Source organism: Paenibacillus anseongensis (assembly GCF_009757995.1).
Taxonomy (GTDB): Bacteria; Bacillota; Bacilli; order Paenibacillales; family NBRC-103111; genus Paenibacillus_E; species Paenibacillus_E chondroitinus.
On sequence record NZ_WSEM01000037.1, the window covers coordinates 20,457 to 39,462 of the forward strand.

Genomic DNA, 19,006 nt, shown 5'->3' on the forward strand with positions numbered 1-19,006 from the left:
TCCATTGCTTTGAGCAGCGTCGCTAGCATAATATTTTCAAAAACAAAAAGGCTGCCCAGAAGGTAATTTACCTTGTGAGACAACCTCTGTTTATTTCGTATGACTTGCTCCGTTACTCGCTACAGAAATCGCATTCTTCCCGCTCCTCTTCACCTCATACATGGCCTCGTCCGCCTTCTGCAGCAACCCTGTAAGATCTGAAGCATGGTCGGCGTATAGGCTCACTCCAGCGCTAAAAGAAACGGGAATCGACTTCTGATGGATGCGAAAAGGATTGGCAGAAAGCGGGAATAAGCGAGAATGCGCTTCCTCGTACACTTGCATTTGGGCCGAATCGAAAGGCATCAACAGGACAAATTCGTCCCCGCCGATTCTTCCCGCTAGATCTCCTGGCCTTGCATGCAGTTCCAACAAATCCGCGATATGTTTTAAATAGTCATCTCCAATCAAGTGCCCGTGCGTATCGTTCACGGTTTTGAAATTATCCAAGTCTATTAGAATGAGTGCGAATGGCTCGCCCGCAGCTATTTTAAGATTCGCATGCTCCTGCACGGCAGCCCGATTCAAGAGACCCGTGAGGGGATCATGGAAAGCCAAATGGCGATACTTCCTTTCCGACTCAACCAGTTGGCGTTCCGTAGCTTTCAGGGAGGTTATGTCCGTCATATTCAGGATGACCATTCCTTCCTCTGCACCTTCGATATTCTCCATGCTGACGATCATATCCAGCTGCGCTTGATCTTGAATGTTCAGTTTCATTTCCCACTGCCGATTCTTGGTTTCATTCATCTGAAACTCGTTCCATCGTTCTTTGAAACTCGTATCATCGTAAAATGATAGACTTGAGATCACATCGATGCGCTCCATGTCTTCCGTAAATAAGCCAAACAAACTCTTCGCGCGAGGATTCATCTCTTTGACAATCCCCTGCAGATCCAGAAGGAAGATTGCGGTCGGAGCGGATTGGAACAAGGTGTGAAACAGATCGCGGTAACTGGGCAAAAAGTCATATTTCGTAATGAGCCTTCTAAGCGACACCACCCACAGAAGAGTTCCGGAAAAATAAAGAGCAATTGAAACTGAACTCGTAATAACTGCTAGAGAGAGAAGGAAAGTCACGATAAGTATCCAGGCAAAAAGCGATAGTAATCCCGCCAAAAGCCGTATGAGCATCTTTTTACGTTTCACAAGTTGGGTAGTCAGCCAGGCAATTAACAAAATACCTACGGATAATAAAATATAACTTCCTACAAAAAAAACCGCTAAACCAAGCATAAGTGGACTTAAAGGACTAGGTCCATCTACCCTTGGAAGATAGAGATGTTGAGGACCAAAGATCAGCAGCATCAACGCCAACGAAAGCAGCGGAGTCAAATATATCCATAAGACAAATTGTCTTATTGTCGAACTCGTCTTACCCGCAACAAGCACACTAAGATGCACAAGGTTGCTAATCGTTAATAGCAGCATAGGAGCATTCCAAAAAAGCACAATTAAACTCTCATATCTGGGGAAAAGCGCTGTTTTGATATATTCACCTAGAAAATAAAAGAGTAATGAAAGCATAAGCAGCGAGGCCACGCGGTTCACCAGGTTTTGTTTATTCCGGGCATACATTGAAATAGCCATATAAAAAAACATATAGGACGGTAATAAAATCGTCAGAAAATCAAGCGATATTTCGTTCATCTGGAAGTCCTTTTCATCGAGATTAACCATATTATTTATCGTTTAATGTTATTCCAAATCTCATAAAAATACAACAACCCGAACGCTAGAAAAGCGAACGGGCAGCATGTAAATTAATGCTATCGGTGAGCGTCATACCAAGCTAAAACAGTGCTCCAGTTACTCCATCCATAATAAGGAACGCCTACATCCAATTGGGAAATCCAGATCTCTGCTTTGCTTCCATCCGGATTCGAGCTCCATACTTCCGCATGGTTTCCGTCAGAACGGATCCAGGTTAGTCTATTACTCTTCCTTAGCATGTACGGACCGAAGTCTCCGTTTTTTTCCGGAGGATGTGTGAGCTGCTTCTGCTCTTTATTTGAAAGGCTCAGCTGATATAAAGCGGGAAGCGGCCATACAGCATCCTCTTTGGATTCCTTGGACCTAGAAACAATGATCATGCGATCGTTTTCCCATGTAAAATCACGATCCGCATATCCTTGAGGCGTATAAGAAGCCGGTTTCAGAGCGGGCAGATCCTTGAGCTTCAAATGCTTATTCTGCACCGCAACTCGGCCTTCCCCTGCAATATAGGCGAGCCTTGCCTTCGTAGGCGACCAGGCAAACCATTGCGGGTAGTGAAGCATGTTATCCAATTGCTGGAACTGTTCGCCATCCGAAGACAACACGCATAACGCATTGCCGTCCGCCGACAAAGATGCCGTTGGATGCGCAGTAAACGAGATCCATTTCTTATCACTGGACCATTTGAATACGCTTGTGCCAACAGCGAAAAAGCCAGGCGACTCCGTAGGAAGCGTATAAAAATGCTTACTCTTATTGGGGTCCATTTTGGCGTCGGCCGGAACCATATACAATTCCACATTCGTCCAACCGGATGGCCGTAGCTGAGCAGGTGAAGATACCAGAAATCCACTACCATCAGGTACCCATGAGTAGTTATCCACACCCAGAGTTACATTCTTAAAGGGGTCCACTTTATCGCGGCCAATCTTTGCAGTATTCAGAACGCCATCTATTTTAAAAGCAAGATCATTCCTATTGGGAGACCACTGGAAATTGTCGCCGCCTGGATAGACGCGATTATGTTTTTTCGCCTCCAAGCTGTACACCCATATCTCATGCTGCTGTTCGCCAAGAGCAAGTGAGTAGGCAATGAACTTCCCGTCTGCCGACCATTTGGGCTCGCTTACCTTTTGATGTAGCGTAACTTGCAGCTCTTTATCGTCTTTTTTGACCCATAGATCGCCGCCGCGTACGAACGCAGCTTGTATAGATTGCCTTGGTTCAGCAAATCCGACATTTGCGCATAAAACTGAAAACACCAGGCTAATGAACAACATTTTAATTTTCATTGGTTGCCCCCTTTTCAAATCGTTCAGAAATATTTTTAGCAGGTTGATCCAAATTATTCCTCAAGGAAGAACAGCAAAAAAACGCCTAACAACTCCCTATGACCACTGGCCAGAAGAGCAAATTAAGCGTTTTTCATTTCCAATAACCGTACCTTACCAAAAGCCTGTAATACAAATAGACTAGGCTATAAGCAAGTATATAGGATACAAAGGTCCAACCTATATTCCAATGATTGCTGTATTCTACTTTCCCAAAAATAAACGCCAAATATTCCAGCGCAGTCGTAGCCAAGCAAAAACAGCCTATTTTCAAAAGCGCATGCTGATTATTTTTTCGAATCCAATAAATCATATAGCCGGCCATAATGGGATAAAGCCCAATATCAAGCGGCAGTGCTGAAAGTGTCTCATCATTCTCAATCAATGGGGTAAAATCCCAAAAATCCAAATGATACCCTGTATCATTGATTAAGCTAGATATCGTGACCGTTATTGGAAAGATTAGAAACACAATAATTCGGGACTTCCTGTACAGATAAATGCCAAACACCCAGGGGATGAGAAAGCCTGCAATAATGTTAAATAACATGATGTTCACCTCTTTACTCTAGATCCCCTAGTATGACCAGTTGTCGGTGAAAATATGATGTTTACAAAACGTTGCAGGCACAGGTGCTCTACACTTATCGCTTGTTTGCTATGTTTTCAGCCGCATCGACCGTATGTTTGAGCAAGGTTGCAATGGTCACTGGACCAACCCCGGCAGGAACGGGTGTAATGGCCGAAGCCACCTCCCAACAAGCGTCATAATCAACATCGCCTATGTTTCCAGGATTGTAACCTGCATCTAAGACAATTGCGCCTGGTTTTAGCCAATCGCCTTGAACAAATCGAGGTTTACCCACAGCAGCTACAACAATATCTCCCAGACGAACGATATCGGCCAAATTCGCTGTTTTCGAGTGGCAGGTCGTAACGGTTGCGTTCTTATTTAGCAGCATCATAGAGACAGGCTTGCCGAGAATTGGACTTCTTCCAATGACAACAGCATGTTTGCCTTCGACCGGAATTTCATAATAGTCTAAAATAGCCATAATCGCCGCCGGCGTACAGGATGGGAACTCGGCAAATCCAAAAGCATTTTGAGCAAATCCCAACGTCGTGACGCCATCGACATCTTTATCGATATGAATCGCCTCAAAAGCTGCCCTTTCATCAATATGCTTCGGGACCGGGTGCTGCAACAAGATCCCATGCACGCTGTTGTCATCATTAAGCTTGTTAATTGCTGCAATTAACTCCTCTGTAGTCGTGTGTTCAGGAAGAACAACACGAATAGATTGAATCCCCAGTCGCTTGCACGCGTTTCCTTTCATCCGTACGTAAGTCGCTGAAGCAGGATCGTCGCCGACCAACACGGTCGCTAGACAAGGAACGATGCCTTGATCGGACAAGTTTTTGATTCTGTTGCTCAGTGATGCCTTCATGGCGTCTGCGACCCGGTTACCATCCAAGATTAATGTTTCTGCTGACATTTCAATCATCCCTTTTGAGTAAATTTGAAACGCAAAAAGGTAAGGGGATCTCCCCTTACCTCTGCCCAGGCGTACGGCTGATTATCTATGTGCTCCCTCATGGTTCCCCATGTTCCGCCAGTCACACACAGTTACTTGTATGAAAATATAATAACAACTATAGCGATAGTTTTCAATGCTCTCTTCCAATTTGCCTGCAAGAATAGGATAATCAAATGGAGTTAAACCTTGTGTCAAAGGAGAATTAATTGATGTCCATTATTCGGGAAATGACCATTGAGGATTATGATCAGGCCTTTATACTCTGGAGTCAAATTGAGGGTCTTGTCTTAAGTGAGGCGGATTCAAAACCTAATATCGCAAGCTATCTGCAGCGAAATCAAGGATTTTGTTTCGTATGCGAAGCGGACAATCAGGTGGTTGGAACTATTTTGGCTGGGCACGATGGCAGAAGAGGATTTATCTATCATCTAGCTGTGAATCCAGAATATCGCAAACAAAGGATCGGTCATCGTCTTGTAGAAGCGAGTCTTGCGCAGTTAAGAGAAATAGGCATTGAGAAATGTCACATTTTTGTACTCGAAAATAATGATTTGGGCCATTCTTTCTGGACGGCTGCAGGTTGGGAAAAAAGAAGCGGATTTTTGGTTTATTCGAAAACCCCTTGAAGCGGCGAAAAAAAAAGGCTGTCCAGACCTGTTGGTCCAGCAGCCTTTTTTTCTATAATTTCAAAGTCATAAATGAACTAAGCGGGTCTTCTGTGTAATCCGCAAACGGCTGGCAATACTCGAACCCGGATTTTTCATACAGTTTTCTTGCCGGCTCGAAGGCTTCAAAGGAGCCAGTTTCCAGACTTAAACGCTGATAACCACGTCGCTTGGCTTCCCCGATGATGTGCTCAAGAAGCTGTTTCGCAACCCCTTTTCTAAGATGTGCAGAAGAAGTTCGCATGGATTTTATCTCACCGTGTCCGGGTTCAAGTTCTTTCATTGCGCCGCAGCCTGCTAATTGCCCTTGGTCCCAGGCACTCCAGAACGTAACTTCCGGTTTTTTGAGCCCATCAATATTCAGGGCATGCATGCTTTCCGGTGGTGAAAGCTCTGACATTCCTTTCAGATGCTCCAGAATTAATCCCCTTACCTCAGGACCCGTTAAATCATCAACCTTAATATCCAACACAGCCATCGTGAATCTCTCCTTCTCATTACTCTCTATTTCTAAGTTATATTTTACATGAATTCGCCTAAGGTCAAAACCTTTTTTGTAAAGGAAATTTTAAGTGAAAACCTAACGGATTAAACACCGAAAACCTAACCGACTAAACATCGAAACCTAACCGACTAAACATCGAAACCTAACCGACTAAACACCGGCAAGCTTGATGTTAAGACTCTTCGCACCGTCCCATCACACTACTCACCAGATCAGCCAACTCCGCCTCACCTGTCAAAGACAAATTATACTGGAGCGGCTGGCGGGGCCTCCCCGGGACCAGGGCCTGAAGCCGAGGTTGAGGCTCGGCCTTATGGAACTACAGGGCGCTATTTCTGCGAAATGAGCCCTTTTACGCATGGGAGGGGAACTACGGGCCCTTATTTCAACGGATTAGGCTGAATGTCAGCCAAAAACATTGAAATAAAGCCCTGTAGTTCCCCACAACTTTGAAATGGACCGATAGGGCAGAAATAGTGCCCTCAGGTTCCGCTATGAGATGCAAAGAGCGAGTATGGTGGGCAGCCTCTGCACTTAGGAACTGGAGCGGCTGCCGGCCGTCATTGCCAACCGTTGGGTAAGGCGGAGCTATCGGGGCCGGTCCCGGGACCAGGGCTCGAGGCCGAGGTTGAGACTCGGTCTAGGGGAACTAAGGGGCGCTATTTCTGCGAAATGAGCCATTTTACGCACGAAGGGGAACTACGGTCCCTTATTTCAACGGATTAGGCTGAAAGTCAGCCAAAAACGTTGAAATAAAGCCCTATAGTTCCCCACAACTTTGAAATGGACCGATAGGGCAGAAATAGCGCCCTCAGGTTCCGCTATGAGATATATGCTGTGCAACGACAATCCACTAAGCCGCCCCAAACTACGGTAGATGAAAAACTACCGTTAATCTTCCCTGCTCAGTAGCAGGGAACGAAATAACGGTAGAAGTTCCAGCTAAATCATCGGTAGGAGATGACAATTGGCTATACTTGGCATAATTAACGCCAATAAATCCAGCTACTTAGGAAAAAGTGGAACAATCGCAGCAAATAGCAGGAGGAATCGGCGTTAAAGCTTAGCAATCGCCTGTACCTCACCGACAAGCGCCGCAAAAGAAGCAATCGCTCTCGTTAAATCCGCGCGATCGGCTGTCATGCAATTAAAGCCAACTCCCCGTTGTATTTTTTACAACATACAGATTTTTTTTCGCTGCAATCTCATCTTCATTGCACAAAATACAATCATTTGAACCCGAAATGACAAAAAAGTGCCCATTTCATGCGAAATGGTTGTATAAACTACAACATAGACGAGTAAAAAGCCAGATAGACCCCCATTTGGTTGTACAAACTGCAATATAGTGCAGTGTGGCACCAAGGAGTAATTCCCCACAACTTTGAAATGGACCGATAAGGCAGAAATAGCGCCCTCAGATTCCGCTATGTGATGCAAACAGTCAGTAAGATGGGCAGCCTCTTCACTTTGACCGAAAATGCGGCCATTGCTTCGAGCGGACAATCCACTAAGCCGCCCGCAAGCTATCGTAGATGGAAAAACTACCGTTAATCTTCCCTGCTCAGTAGCAGGGAACGAAATAACGGTAGAAGCTCCAGTTAAATCATCGATAGGAGATGAGAATTGGTTATACTTGGCATAATTAACGCCAATAAATCCAGCTACTGTGAAAAAACGTGGAACAATAGCAGCACATAGCAGGTGGAATCGGCGTTAAAGCTTAGCAATCGCCTGTACCTCACCGGCAAGCGCCGCAAAAGAAGCAATCGCCCGCGTTAAATCCGCGCGATCGGCCGTCATGCAATTAAAGCCAACTCCCCGTTGTATTTTTTACAACATACAGACGCTTTTTACGCTGCAATCTCATCTTCATTGCACAGAATACAATCATTTGACCCCGAAATGACAATAAAGTGCCCATTTCATGCGAAATGGTTGTATAAACTACAACATAGACGAGTAAAAAGCCAGATAGACCCCCATTTGGTTGTACAAACTGCAATATAGTGCAGTGTGGCACCAAGGAGTAATTCCCCACAACTTTGAAATGGACCAATAAGGCAGAATTAGCGCCCTCAGGTTCTGCTATGTGATGCAAGCAGTCAGTATGGTGGGAAGCCTCTTCACTTTGACCGAAAATGCTGCCATTGCTTCGAACGGACGATCCACTAAGCCGCCCCAAGCTATCGTAGATGGAAAAACTACCGTTAATCTTCCCTGCTCAGTAGCAGGGAACGAAATAACGGTAGAAGCTCCAGCTAAATCATAGATAGGAGACGAGAATTGGTTATACTTGGCATAATTAACGCCAATAAATCCAGCTACTTAGGAAAAAAGTGGAACAATCGCAGCAACTAGCAGGAGGAATCGGCGCTAAGCGATAGTAATCTGCCTCATCCTCGAAGTTGCTCGGTTGGTTTCGCCGGGCCTAGCCGCTCCGCTACCCAGCAATCGCCTGCACCTCACTGGCAAGCGCCGCAAAAGAAGCAATCGCCCTCGTTAAATCCGCGCGATCGGCCGTCAGGCAAGCGAATCCCTCCTGGATTCGCTTCTCGAAATCAACAGGTGCTGCTGCAAATTGGCTGCACTGGGCGACGGCTCCTTTTTCGTTCAGCAAATACTGCCCATTGCACGCGAACAATACTTGAACGAGGCAGCTTACCGTTCGAAAGAGATGCCCTGCTGCGTAAGAAACATCGTTACGCCCCAAAGCCTTTTTAGCGTTAGCGATGGAAAAATCAGCTTCCCACATAAATTTCGCGAGGGACGCTTGCCGCAGCGCTTCCGGGTACGGCACGGTCTTCGCCTTCATTTCAGCGACGAGACCCTCCGGATCCCAGAGCGGCCGGCAGCGCGCGACTTCTCCCATGTAGATCGATGTGCAGAAGCCATGCGGATGGCCTGGCTGATAATGTATATCGATCCGGCCGTGCCGGCAATCCTCAATGATGCTTGACACTTTCGCGGCATCCCGATACAGCACATCCAAGGGAAAACCGCCGCTGCTAAGCCAGCCGCCGCCATTGATCCACGGCCCCCATCCGCCGATCGGCGTGATAAGACCGCTGCGGTGCTGGTCATCCAATGACTCCGCAGCTTTCTCCAAAGCTGCAATGTCAATTGGCTGCTCAGGTCGATAGTAGACGCCGATGTCAATATCCGACTCCGGTGTTTCGGTGCCGCAGGCACGTGAACCGCCTAACACGATAGCAGCGATTCCTTCTACTTTTTGCAGCTGTTCTACAGCCGATTGAATAACTTGATTAGCTTCCATAGACGAATCACCTACCTTGATACTAAAACTTTACGATAAGAGTAGATAACGGATCAAGCGTGATCTTTTCTTTAAATAATACTTTCCCTTCCGCATAGTCGACGGCTACTTCGTTCCCTCCAAGCAAGACGCTCCGAATGTCGCTCCCTTTCAACAATTCGCTGCCAAAGCTGGATAACGTCAGTGTTCCCATTTTAACCTCCAGCTCCAGCTGTCCATCCATGCTGCGGAACTCACCCCATCCGTCATTCAAGCTCCAGAAACTGCTGAACTCATCTTCCTGCCATTTCGGACTAAAGCCAATATGTCCTTCGACCATATCATACTCAAATCCGCTTAGCGCCAGTAGTAATCCGAAGGAAGCCATAGAGCGAGCATAATTGCTGCCGCATTCGAATTCATTCCACGGATTGCGGCGTTCACCGTCATAGCGGTCGCGAATCGCCTTCACCACACGCAGCCCTTCCGTTACATATCCCTCATAAATCATGTGGCAAGCAGCCTGGTATTCAAAGCCATTCATGCACTCTTCCGCATAAGGAACTGGCACAATCGGAGAGTTCGCATCAGGCCATGAGCAGATGACGAGACCCGCCTCGTCGTTTAACCCATAAATGCGGCAAGCATTCGGGTGGTCGCCTAATTGTTCAATAAAGTTGTTCTCATAGATGGAGTGAACCGCACGTTTTACTTTCTCCGAATCCAACACGTACCCTAAACCAACCAGATGAGCAAACCATTGTCCGAGCACCTGATCAATACCGCAGCCCTCACCGATCTGATATTTATGCTCCCCTGCCTCTTCATTCCAGTACACCTCTTCTGCACCATACTTTTCAAGCACAGAACGGTCTTTGAGATCAACCATTTGATGAAAATAACGCCCATTGAACAAATGCTCATTCGTCCATGCCGATCCTTTGAGCCTGATCGCATCGTACTCCGCCGCTGTCTCCGGCTCTCCCAGCGCATTGGCCATCTCGGCTGCAGCTTTCAAAGCCGCCAAGTACATACTTGTCAGCCAGGAGTTCGGGCCGAACAGCTCCATATCGAGCGTATGGTGCTGCCGCCCCTCCATTACGCCATCTTTGTCGGCATCCCACTGGTCTTCGTTGGTCGGCTCCCAGGCAAATTCGAGCGCTTTGCGAATGTTAGGCCACAGTGAGCGTAACCACGCTGTATCGCCGGACACTTTCCATTCGCGATAAGACTTAATGATGCCGCCCATTTGACCATCGGCAGCAGCTCTGAACTTGTTATCGCGTGTTGTCCGCTCTGCAGGCAGCATGAGGCGGAACGCCATTTTCCCATTTTCAAATTGTGCATAGGTATAATCGATCTTCCGCATCGAACGTGCCAGAGCCGGGAACAGGAAAGCTGTCGCTTGCTCGTAATTCCATACGTGGGTACAAGATCCTTCGCATGAGCCTTCATTCGTGTGCACGCCTTCAAACCCGTACAGAGTCCCATCGGTTAAACGCAGTACAGTAGGCGATTTTAAAATAGAAATATTGCTGCTAATGGCATCAACGACCGTATCAGGCAGCGTAGACCCAAACAACGTATCCTTAAACAGTCGCGACTCCGCATAAAGCCGCTCGTAGTTCGTCATCACATATTTAGCCGTAGCAGTCGAATCCTCGAATAGCGTCGAATAATAATTTTTCCATGAAGGCAGTTGATCGCCGCCCGGGTTCCAGAAGTTTACATAATTCGGAAAACTCCATGTAAGGATGAAGCGAAACGTCGCTCTACCGCCAGCCGGTACCGTACGATGCCCGCTCAGCAAGCCGACATCCTGGTGCTTTTCATGCACTCTTCTCGGATCTAATTCACTTGAAGTTTCATAATTTCGCTCCTGAAAGCGGCCTGGCCGGCGGAAATCTTTCCAGAACACGGTCAAGTTATCGAACCAGCTCCCCCGGAACCAATAGGATTGATAACTGACGTCATCATGATCGGCAAGCAGCGTCAAATCGCCGAAATCCGCTTCATCCTCCTTATACTGTACAGAGGACATCCGAATCGCTCGTCTGCCATCTACCTCCGTTGCTTCGTTTATGGCTCCTTTGCGAAGAGGATTCGTCAAGTTGCCTACCACGCTGAGATCTAATTCTTCCGTGGAGCGATTCGTCACTTCATATTCGAAAATCGCACACGGGATCGACGAATCCCGATCGTTCAGCGGGATGAACGGATTGAAAGCCGTCAACTTGACATGGATGGGATCGGCATGATCATCGAACGTCATTTCCGCAAACGGAAATTCTCCTCGAAACGACGTATTTTCAAAATGCGGAAATCCCGACATATTCTCCCGTCTAGGACCGTAGCCGTAGCCCTCAAATTTCCCTTTTCCTTCGCCGGTATAAGGGGTCTGCAAATCCCCGTTCAACACTTTGGTCAGGATCACCTCGCCTTGACGCTCTGCTTTTACAGCAAAAAAGGAAAATCCGTTAAAGCTTAGCTTATTCGGACGATTGAAAATCTCCCAATCAATCAGCCGGCCATTCCCGGCTAGGCCAATGCTGCCCGTCCCGATGCCACCAAGCGGAAACGAGATTTGATTCGTTTTGGCACCTGTATATTCAAAATTTTTCTCCATACCAAATTGCGCATTTGACTGATTCGTACTCATAGAACGGCCTCCTCAAACTCCTCATGATTTAAAATCATTCGTTGTGCTCACTTACATTTTAAGTCCACCCGCAGTGATGCCATCGAGCAAATATTTTTGTCCGAATATGTAAAAAAGCAGTGGCACGATGAGCGACAATGTCACCCCTGCTAGAATGGCAGAAAGATTCCCGGTTCCAAAAGCTCCGGTTAATGCGGTCATCCCGATCGGCAGCGTCATTTTCTCAAATGAATTCAGAAAAATAAGCGGCCGGAAGAAATCGTTCCAATGTCCGATGAAGCTAATTACCGAAGTGACCGCCACAGCTGGATAGGACATCGGGAGAATGACCTTCAGAAACACCCAAATCCGGCTGGCTCCATCCATATAGGCGGCTTCATCATACGCACTGGAGATCGACATCATCGTCTGCCGAATCATGAAAATACCGAACGGATTAATAAGTCCCGGCAAAATAAGCGCCAGATGCGTATCAACAAGCCCCAGCTTCGACATCAGAATAAACTGCGGGATGATCGTTACTTGCCCCGGAATCATAAGCCCGGATAGAAATATGAGAAATAGCGCATTACGTCCAGGAAAAGTGATGCGGGAAAAAGCAAAAGCCGCCATGCTGGAGATAAAAATATGTCCCAGCACGATGATCAAGCAAATTTTCAGACTGTTGGAAATAAAATCGAAAAACGGTACCTTCGCAAACACCTCGGCGTAGTTGCCAATATGCCATGCTGTGGGAAAGATGGCAGGCGGCAGTGTGAACGAATCCTTTGGCAGCCGCAGCGAGGTGGAGAATATCCACAGGAACGGGGTCAGCATAAGAAAGGATAAGAGCAGCAGCACGCCGTCCAGCAGAATGCGTCCCGGCCCTAATCCCCGCATGGCGCCCGTTCTAGTCCCGGTCCTTGCTGCTTGAAGATTGGAAGCCTCCACTTGTATCAACTCCTCTTTTAATCCCTGTCATAGTTGACCCATTTCTTACTAATGGAAAATTGAAAGACCGTCACACAAAGTATGATTAAGAACAAGCTGAGCGAGAGTGTAGAGGCATATCCCATCTCATGATGTTGGAACGCTACTTCATAAATATACATATTCACGGAACGGGATGCGTCTCCTGGTCCACCCGACGTAATGAGGTACGGCTCATCAAAGATTTGGGTCGCCCCAATCAGAGTCGTCACCAAGACAAAGAAAATCGTTGGTGAAAGCATGGGCAGCGTGATAGAGAAAAAACGCTGTGTCTTATTCGCTCCGTCAATTTCGGCGGCTTCATACAGTGCAGCAGGTATGCTTTGAAGCCCGATTAAGTAATACAGGAACGCATTACCGATAAATTTCCAGAAGCTATAGATCGCTACAGCCACGTAAACCCACTGCGGGGACTGCATCCAGGCAATGGGACTGACACCAAATTTGCTTAACAAGAAATTCAGTATGCCGAAATCCTTGCTGAAGATGAACTGCCAAGCAACCGCAACCGCCGCCGAAGTCGCAAGTACGGGGAAATAAAAAATCGTACGGTACAAATATTTCCACCCTTTGCCGATATTCCGATTGACCGCCAAAGCAATCAATAAACCGAGAATCGCATGCATAGGGGTTAAAATCAAGACATACTTGAGCGTATTTCCATACGTCAGCCATAAACGATCATCCGCGAACAAATGCTTGATATTGTCAAAACCGATCCATTTGGCCGGCGTGATCACGTTGTATTTGGTAAAGCTTAAATATAGAGTCGCTACAACCGGTTCGCCAATGAAGAGTACAAAAAATAGCAACGCTGGCGCCAGAAATAACAAGCCGACAACAGTATTAGACATCTTGCGATAGGTTCCCACGCTAGACTCCTCCCATGAACCGTGGAGCCGGGCGATCCCTCCGGATCGCCGACGGACTGCCAACGATTCGGCGTCATTTTTTCAGGATAGCGTCGATTTCTTGTTTGGCCTTTTTCATGGCTGTCGCCGCATCGGATTGATTAGACAGGATCTCCGATACGTGACGGTCGAATACACCTTGAATTTCGCCATATTGCATAGGCGCTTCTACCGCTTTGGCAACATCGGCGCTTTCTGCGTATACTTTCCAGTTTTGAGCCGGTGTTTTAGGCAGCACTTCGTTCATGACGGATATGCGTGTCGGAATTGAAGTATTGGAAAGCGTCGTTTTCTGTGAGTAGACACCGCTCAAGAAAGCTGAAAGCTTGTAGGCAGCTTCCGGGTATTTGGTGGATTTAAGGACAGGGAACGCTCCGGAACCAAAAATCACTTTGTTCGTCTTAAACGTCGGTAAGAACTGCACATCGATATTCGTAAACTTATTTTTGTCATACGTTCCGAATGGCCATTTGCCAGCAGATATCATTGCTACCTGACCATTCATGAGCATCTGAATTTGATCATCCTTCGGTCCTGGAACCGGGGCCACTTTATATTTGTAAATGAGATCCTGGAAAAACTGCATCATTTCGATGGCGTTCGGATCGTCTAATTTACTGGTTGTCATGTCATCGTTCAGAACGCTTGCGTTATTGTTAAACAACCAAGCAGAGGCGCCAAAATAATAATTCGGAATCGCAAATCCGTATTGTTTTTTGCCGTCTTTTTCCGTAGTCAGCTTTTGCGCATACTGGAGAAAATCGTCCTTCGTCCAGCTTTTATTCGGCATAGACAAGCCCGCTTGCTTGAGCATATCCGTATTAAAATGCATCACGACATTGTTCCAGTCCCAAACAAAACCGTACGTTTTTTTGTCGATGACAAACGGCGACTGAAGCTTCGGATGCAAATCATTGTAATTGTCCAGTGCAGCCGGATCGGCTTTCATGTAGGTATCCAAAGGGAGAAGCAAATCCTGCTTCGCAAACATTTGAATGCCTTCGATGGCTACGCGAATGACGTCAGGTGATTTGCCGCCGGCGATCATCGTCTGAATTTTATTGAAATAGTCCGCCCAACCGCTGCTGACGACTTCCACTCTTTTGACCGTGATATCCGGGTTTTGCTTATTGAATTCGGCTAAAATATTCGTTAACTGCTCATCAGAGGCTTCATTTTTACTCCACACTAGCGTTAATTCCGCTTTGCTTGATTTCGATGAAGCTGGTGTTGAATTGGAGCTGCATGCGACAAGTGACCACCCGAGTGCAAAAATTAATACGAAGACCCAAACCTTTTTCATACAGGACACCATCCTTAAAAGAATGTGACGCCGCTCTCCCGTATTGGCATAATCGGTGCGGCTGATGCCTTTCTACGTTGCGATTCATGGTCCATGTTCATCCCGTGCACGTGCACGAGAAAGATTAAAAAAATTTGCAACAAAGCAACTGCGCCATCCGGGGCGTCCCCCGCTTCGGCTAATCCTGCATCGGAGCTCCAATCACCTGCATCGTGCACGTGAACGAACTCATCTTAACAAATAAGTTTCACTTTGTAAACGCTTTAAATGAAATTCGTTCCTAATGCCTATATGCACGCACTCCCTTTACGTTCACGAGCACGGATCTTGACCTGCACGCCGAGATAAGCTACGATTAGACCACTAGAGCCTTTCACGGAGGTCCATGCCTATGAACGTTACCAGCAAACAAATCGCCGAATTGTGCGGCGTTACCCGAGGGACCGTAGATCGCGCATTGAACAACCGTCCCGGCATTCATCCGGACACACGCGATAAGATCATGCGCGTCGCTGAAGAGCTTGGCTACCGACCGCATTTCTTGGCTCAGAGCCTTGTCAAAGGACATACGAAAACACTCGGTATCGTGTTATTCGACATCCATAACCAAATTTTCTCCCAGCTCTTCCATGCCTTCGAGGCTGAGGCTCGGAAACGAGGCTATATCGTCTATTTGGTGCTTTCCAATCGCGACAAGGAGCTTGAAATGGAATATATCAACAATTTGTTGGATCGTCGTGTCGACGGCATTGCCCTGCTGCCGGCAAATGACAACAAAAAGTTCGAGTCTTTTCTCCTTCGTTCACGCACACCGATTGTAACATTCGGCAACCGGCTTACCAATCCGTTTCCTTACATTTGGATTAACGATAAACAGGCGATCTGTGACTCTGTTGCCTTTCTTGCCGAACAGGGATACCGCCATCTCATTTATTTAAGCCCTCCCTTGATGCGCAAAGGTAAAGAAAATATTTATGTGCCCGAGCAGCGATATCAAGGTTTCGTGCAAGCCTGTGCGGAAATTCCGGATATGCGGTTTAACGTTATCGCACAGAAGCAATATTTGACCGAATTAGAATCACTCTTGGATACAATCGACAGCAAATGCGCCATCCTCTGCTCCAGCGATGTGTACGCATTGGAGGTCTTGAAATGGCTGAAAGCACGTAAAATCCGCGTGCCCGACCAAGTCGGACTCATGGGGTTCGATAATATTGAGTTTCTTAAATATATTAATCCCTCCCTCACAACGGTGGACTATAATGTGAACGAAATCGGTACGAAGCTCGCAGATTTATTAATTCGCCGCATTAACGATGAGGAAGTGCCGGCCGAGACATTGATTGACCATCATGTGCTGCAAGGTGAGTCCGTATCGTTGTCTCTTGATTAGCTGGTTGGTGAAATAAAAAAGGCTGTCCCAAAGTCATTTAATGACCGAGGGATCGCCTCTTTTTTTAGAATGTATGGGACAGCCATAATTATTTTACTTCATCGGCCTCGGCACCAATCCGGTCTTGTAATTGCTGTAAATATAAGCTTCGTGGCTTGACATGTGTACCAAAGCTATCCCAAAAAGCATCATTCTTTGGTCTAGGATCATAGGCATTAGGCAGCAGCGCTTTCCCCTTCTTCCCCACATGTCCGAAAGCGTAATTTTGCGCAGTCGGCGGTTGTTGAGAAACGAGCTCATTGCGGGTATTCCAGGTGACGTAGTTAGCCCCCGCCCAACCATGACCGCTGCCTAACCAAGCCCTATCTTGAATGTGAATGCGACCATTCACATTGTCAAACAAACAGCCTACTGACCATCGATGATGCGGCTCGCTGGTGTTATAATCCTGTTTGGATTTGCAATCGAAGAATACATTCGGACCTGCAACACGGGAATCAACTGTAAAAGCATGTCTTGCCCCTTCCGAGTAAACACGTTGTACCAAAGCCAATTCGCCAACAAGATGAAATGAATAACGGCGTCCGCCGGTTATTATACTTATAAAATCGGATACGGCGCAATCTTGAACGGTCGTCCACTTGGTATCACGCTCAACTTGCACAAGAGCATGCTGCAGATGGAAGCCTGCCACATTGCGAACCCATGCATGCTTAACTCGGTCTATATACACACCTGTGATGGCGTGATTTTCATCAGCCAGGTACGTCGCACTTCCCTCATTTCCATCCATGCTCGTTTCCTTGACGCTCGGATCATAAGTCACATCAATCCGCAAATGTTCCACACCAATTCGTTCAATTCGGCCGGCATCTTCGTATTTGACGATCGCGCCTGCCCCCCACCGTTGTTCTATTGCATTGGCTATAGGTGCGTCGAGTGTTATACAACTGCCGTCAATCTGCGTGATCACCCTGTCGAATGCTAGTTCAAATGGCGACCATTGCACGGTCCCTCCTGTTACAGGCCTTATCCTAATTGAATCCATCCCAATGGCATGAATCCATCTTTCATTCCCAAATCGCAATACCTTCACGGTATCACCCAGACGAAAGCCGGATGAATCTTCGACATGGAGGCTGCGTGAGCCTGACGGAACGTAGAGATCCGTTATAGACGCTGCGGTCTCTGTTAACAGTTCTGGAGCCGATGCTCCCTGGATATCGATCACACTGCGCTTCATCGTCCCTGTTGCATACAGCAGTGTGCCCTTTTCATCTGCTCCTTCTCCACGCAATACGACTCCGCTCGCACGAATACGAAGCTGTCCGCTGATAGGGTATATACCTTTCCTTAGAAGAACGGCCCCCCGGAAGCCGTCTGGAGAAAGGGGCAGGGCTGAGATACGATCCAGCGCATGCTGAATATGTGCCGTATTATCGCCTTCAATAGGTTCGATGGTGAGGACTATCGGCACATCCGGTAATGGGACTCCCCCACCTCCATACCCTGCATTGGAAAAGTCGATGACACGATTCCCCTTATAATCCGGTACATAGGCAAGCTTGCCGTTCTGGTTCAGATAAACAATTTGATTCTGACCTTCCTCAGAAGCCGCGGGATCTAGAATCGTAAAATAAAAAGCATCGTAACCTACAACATGACCGTTCAGTAGTAGCTCGATACGCCATTGATAGTGCGCAGCTTGGGAAGCATAACCAGGTATCATAAACGTACATTCCGTGTTGGCCTCAACTTCACGTTCCGGTAAAAAGATGATGACCTCACCGGTTAAATCGTTTATCAAAGTGCTCTTCACCGACATACGTTCAGTAGCCAAAATATGCAGGACCGGAAATTCGCTGTCCGCTGCCAGTAGAGCAGGTTGCCCGATTTCCATCACAAGTGAAGGATGCGTTAGCCATAGATCTGCTATCCTTTCGGACGGATCATCAACGTCAACATAGAGGTTGATCTCTTGCGTGACCCCTTGTAAAGTAACATGGCTTTTGACTTGAGCAATACCTGATTTAAGCGCAGTCATGGCACCTAGTTCATCCAATACGACTACCTCCGGATTCATGCAAGTTGTGACGACCTCTGCTCGTGTTAGATCAGCTGCCGTCCTATCCGTCATGACTCCTTTTATAGTAAGTCGCGCACTGCCCCCTTTTACAAGCGCTAATGTATCCCATTGCTCAAAGGTATCTCCCTCAGCATTGCTCGCATAAACACTTGCTAACAAAGGTCCGTTTGGAATCGATGGGATTTCGTAAATTCCGAAATCCACCATTTGAAAATCACGTTCTGGATCGAAAAGTTCCGCTTCCAGCTTGATATATCTGGCATTAACTCGTGGAAAAATGGTCTTATTGGTACGTCCGATGTCTTCTTTAGAAGCATCTTTCCGGTAAGCCTCCTGCCAAATGAGGTTGTCTTGCGAATAGGCGATCTGATAACCACTTATGAAACCCGATGCAAATTTCAAAATGATCTGGTTAAACGAAACGGTACTTCCCAAATCAACCGTTATCCAAACGCGATTGTCATCCTTTCGATCCGTGCTTAGCGGCTGCCAAAAAGTGCCCGCTTCTCCATCCACAGCATGGCTTCCTTCACCATTCATACGCTCCGAGCTGCAAATTACTGGTCGTTGTAAAGCTAAGTTGACATGCATACTATTCTTATACCTCCTCACTTTTCGTCGAAATTGCCATGATC

Annotated in this window: 15 protein-coding genes and 1 riboswitch; of the genes, 3 read left to right on the forward strand and 12 right to left on the reverse strand. The window is 47.0% G+C overall.

Going from position 1 to position 19,006, the window contains the following annotated elements:
* Positions 1 to 90 precede the first annotated feature (90 nt).
* From GON05_RS34410 to GON05_RS34425, 4 genes are all read right to left on the reverse strand, one after another.
* Positions 91 to 1,689 carry a sensor domain-containing diguanylate cyclase gene (locus GON05_RS34410; protein WP_181646055.1) on the reverse strand — a complete coding sequence of 533 codons (1,599 nt, stop codon included), beginning with the start codon at positions 1,687 to 1,689 and terminating at the stop codon, positions 91 to 93.
* A gap of 119 nt (positions 1,690 to 1,808) precedes the next feature.
* Positions 1,809 to 3,047: a TolB family protein gene (locus GON05_RS34415; RefSeq protein ID WP_157326038.1), complete on the reverse strand. Its 1,239-nt coding sequence runs from the start codon at positions 3,045 to 3,047 to the stop codon at positions 1,809 to 1,811.
* A 133-nt stretch (positions 3,048 to 3,180) separates the two neighbouring features.
* Positions 3,181 to 3,636 carry a CBO0543 family protein gene (locus GON05_RS34420; protein WP_157326039.1) on the reverse strand — a complete coding sequence of 152 codons (456 nt, stop codon included), beginning with the start codon at positions 3,634 to 3,636 and terminating at the stop codon, positions 3,181 to 3,183.
* A 94-nt stretch (positions 3,637 to 3,730) separates the two neighbouring features.
* The gene (locus GON05_RS34425; protein ID WP_157326040.1) at positions 3,731 to 4,582 is read right to left on the reverse strand and encodes a bifunctional 5,10-methylenetetrahydrofolate dehydrogenase/5,10-methenyltetrahydrofolate cyclohydrolase; all 852 of its coding nucleotides are present in this window, start codon (positions 4,580 to 4,582) and stop codon (positions 3,731 to 3,733) included.
* Between the two features lie 56 nt (positions 4,583 to 4,638).
* Positions 4,639 to 4,717, reverse strand: a riboswitch (ZMP/ZTP riboswitch).
* A gap of 116 nt (positions 4,718 to 4,833) precedes the next feature.
* Between GON05_RS34425 and GON05_RS34430 the strand changes: the two genes are divergently transcribed.
* Positions 4,834 to 5,250 carry a GNAT family N-acetyltransferase gene (locus GON05_RS34430; protein ID WP_157326041.1) on the forward strand — a complete coding sequence of 139 codons (417 nt, stop codon included), beginning with the start codon at positions 4,834 to 4,836 and terminating at the stop codon, positions 5,248 to 5,250.
* A gap of 52 nt (positions 5,251 to 5,302) precedes the next feature.
* On the opposite strand, the gene GON05_RS34435 is transcribed toward GON05_RS34430, so the two are convergent.
* Complete coding sequence (locus GON05_RS34435; protein ID WP_157326130.1) at positions 5,303 to 5,758, reverse strand: GNAT family N-acetyltransferase; 456 nt, start codon at positions 5,756 to 5,758, stop codon at positions 5,303 to 5,305.
* Between the two features lie 1,516 nt (positions 5,759 to 7,274).
* Between GON05_RS34435 and GON05_RS38935 the strand changes: the two genes are divergently transcribed.
* Positions 7,275 to 7,439, forward strand: a complete 165-nt coding sequence (locus tag GON05_RS38935) for a hypothetical protein (RefSeq protein ID WP_185157267.1) — start codon at positions 7,275 to 7,277, stop codon at positions 7,437 to 7,439.
* A 798-nt stretch (positions 7,440 to 8,237) separates the two neighbouring features.
* Here the strand turns inward: GON05_RS38935 and GON05_RS34440 are convergent.
* From GON05_RS34440 to GON05_RS34465, 6 genes are all read right to left on the reverse strand, one after another.
* Complete coding sequence (locus tag GON05_RS34440; protein WP_157326042.1) at positions 8,238 to 9,071, reverse strand: nucleotidyltransferase domain-containing protein; 834 nt, start codon at positions 9,069 to 9,071, stop codon at positions 8,238 to 8,240.
* A gap of 22 nt (positions 9,072 to 9,093) precedes the next feature.
* Positions 9,094 to 11,709, reverse strand: coding sequence for a GH116 family glycosyl-hydrolase (locus tag GON05_RS34445; protein ID WP_246239703.1), 2,616 nt, complete (start codon positions 11,707 to 11,709; stop codon positions 9,094 to 9,096).
* A gap of 51 nt (positions 11,710 to 11,760) precedes the next feature.
* Positions 11,761 to 12,639, reverse strand: a complete 879-nt coding sequence (locus GON05_RS39565; protein WP_157326043.1) for a carbohydrate ABC transporter permease — start codon at positions 12,637 to 12,639, stop codon at positions 11,761 to 11,763.
* A 17-nt stretch (positions 12,640 to 12,656) separates the two neighbouring features.
* A complete protein-coding gene (locus GON05_RS34455; RefSeq protein WP_220138815.1) occupies positions 12,657 to 13,550 on the reverse strand; it encodes a carbohydrate ABC transporter permease in 894 nt (297 codons plus the stop codon).
* 73 nt (positions 13,551 to 13,623) lie between these two features.
* Positions 13,624 to 14,892 (reverse strand): ABC transporter substrate-binding protein, encoded by a 1,269-nt coding sequence (locus GON05_RS34460; RefSeq protein WP_157326045.1) that lies wholly within the window; start codon positions 14,890 to 14,892, stop codon positions 13,624 to 13,626.
* A gap of 14 nt (positions 14,893 to 14,906) precedes the next feature.
* A complete protein-coding gene (locus GON05_RS34465) occupies positions 14,907 to 15,110 on the reverse strand; it encodes a hypothetical protein (protein WP_157326046.1) in 204 nt (67 codons plus the stop codon).
* A 173-nt stretch (positions 15,111 to 15,283) separates the two neighbouring features.
* Here GON05_RS34465 and GON05_RS34470 point away from each other — a divergent pair, with 173 nt between their 5' ends.
* Positions 15,284 to 16,285, forward strand: a complete 1,002-nt coding sequence (locus GON05_RS34470) for a LacI family DNA-binding transcriptional regulator (protein ID WP_181646056.1) — start codon at positions 15,284 to 15,286, stop codon at positions 16,283 to 16,285.
* 88 nt (positions 16,286 to 16,373) lie between these two features.
* On the opposite strand, the gene GON05_RS34475 is transcribed toward GON05_RS34470, so the two are convergent.
* Positions 16,374 to 18,962 carry a discoidin domain-containing protein gene (locus tag GON05_RS34475; protein ID WP_157326048.1) on the reverse strand — a complete coding sequence of 863 codons (2,589 nt, stop codon included), beginning with the start codon at positions 18,960 to 18,962 and terminating at the stop codon, positions 16,374 to 16,376.
* Between the last annotated feature and the right edge of the window lie 44 nt (positions 18,963 to 19,006).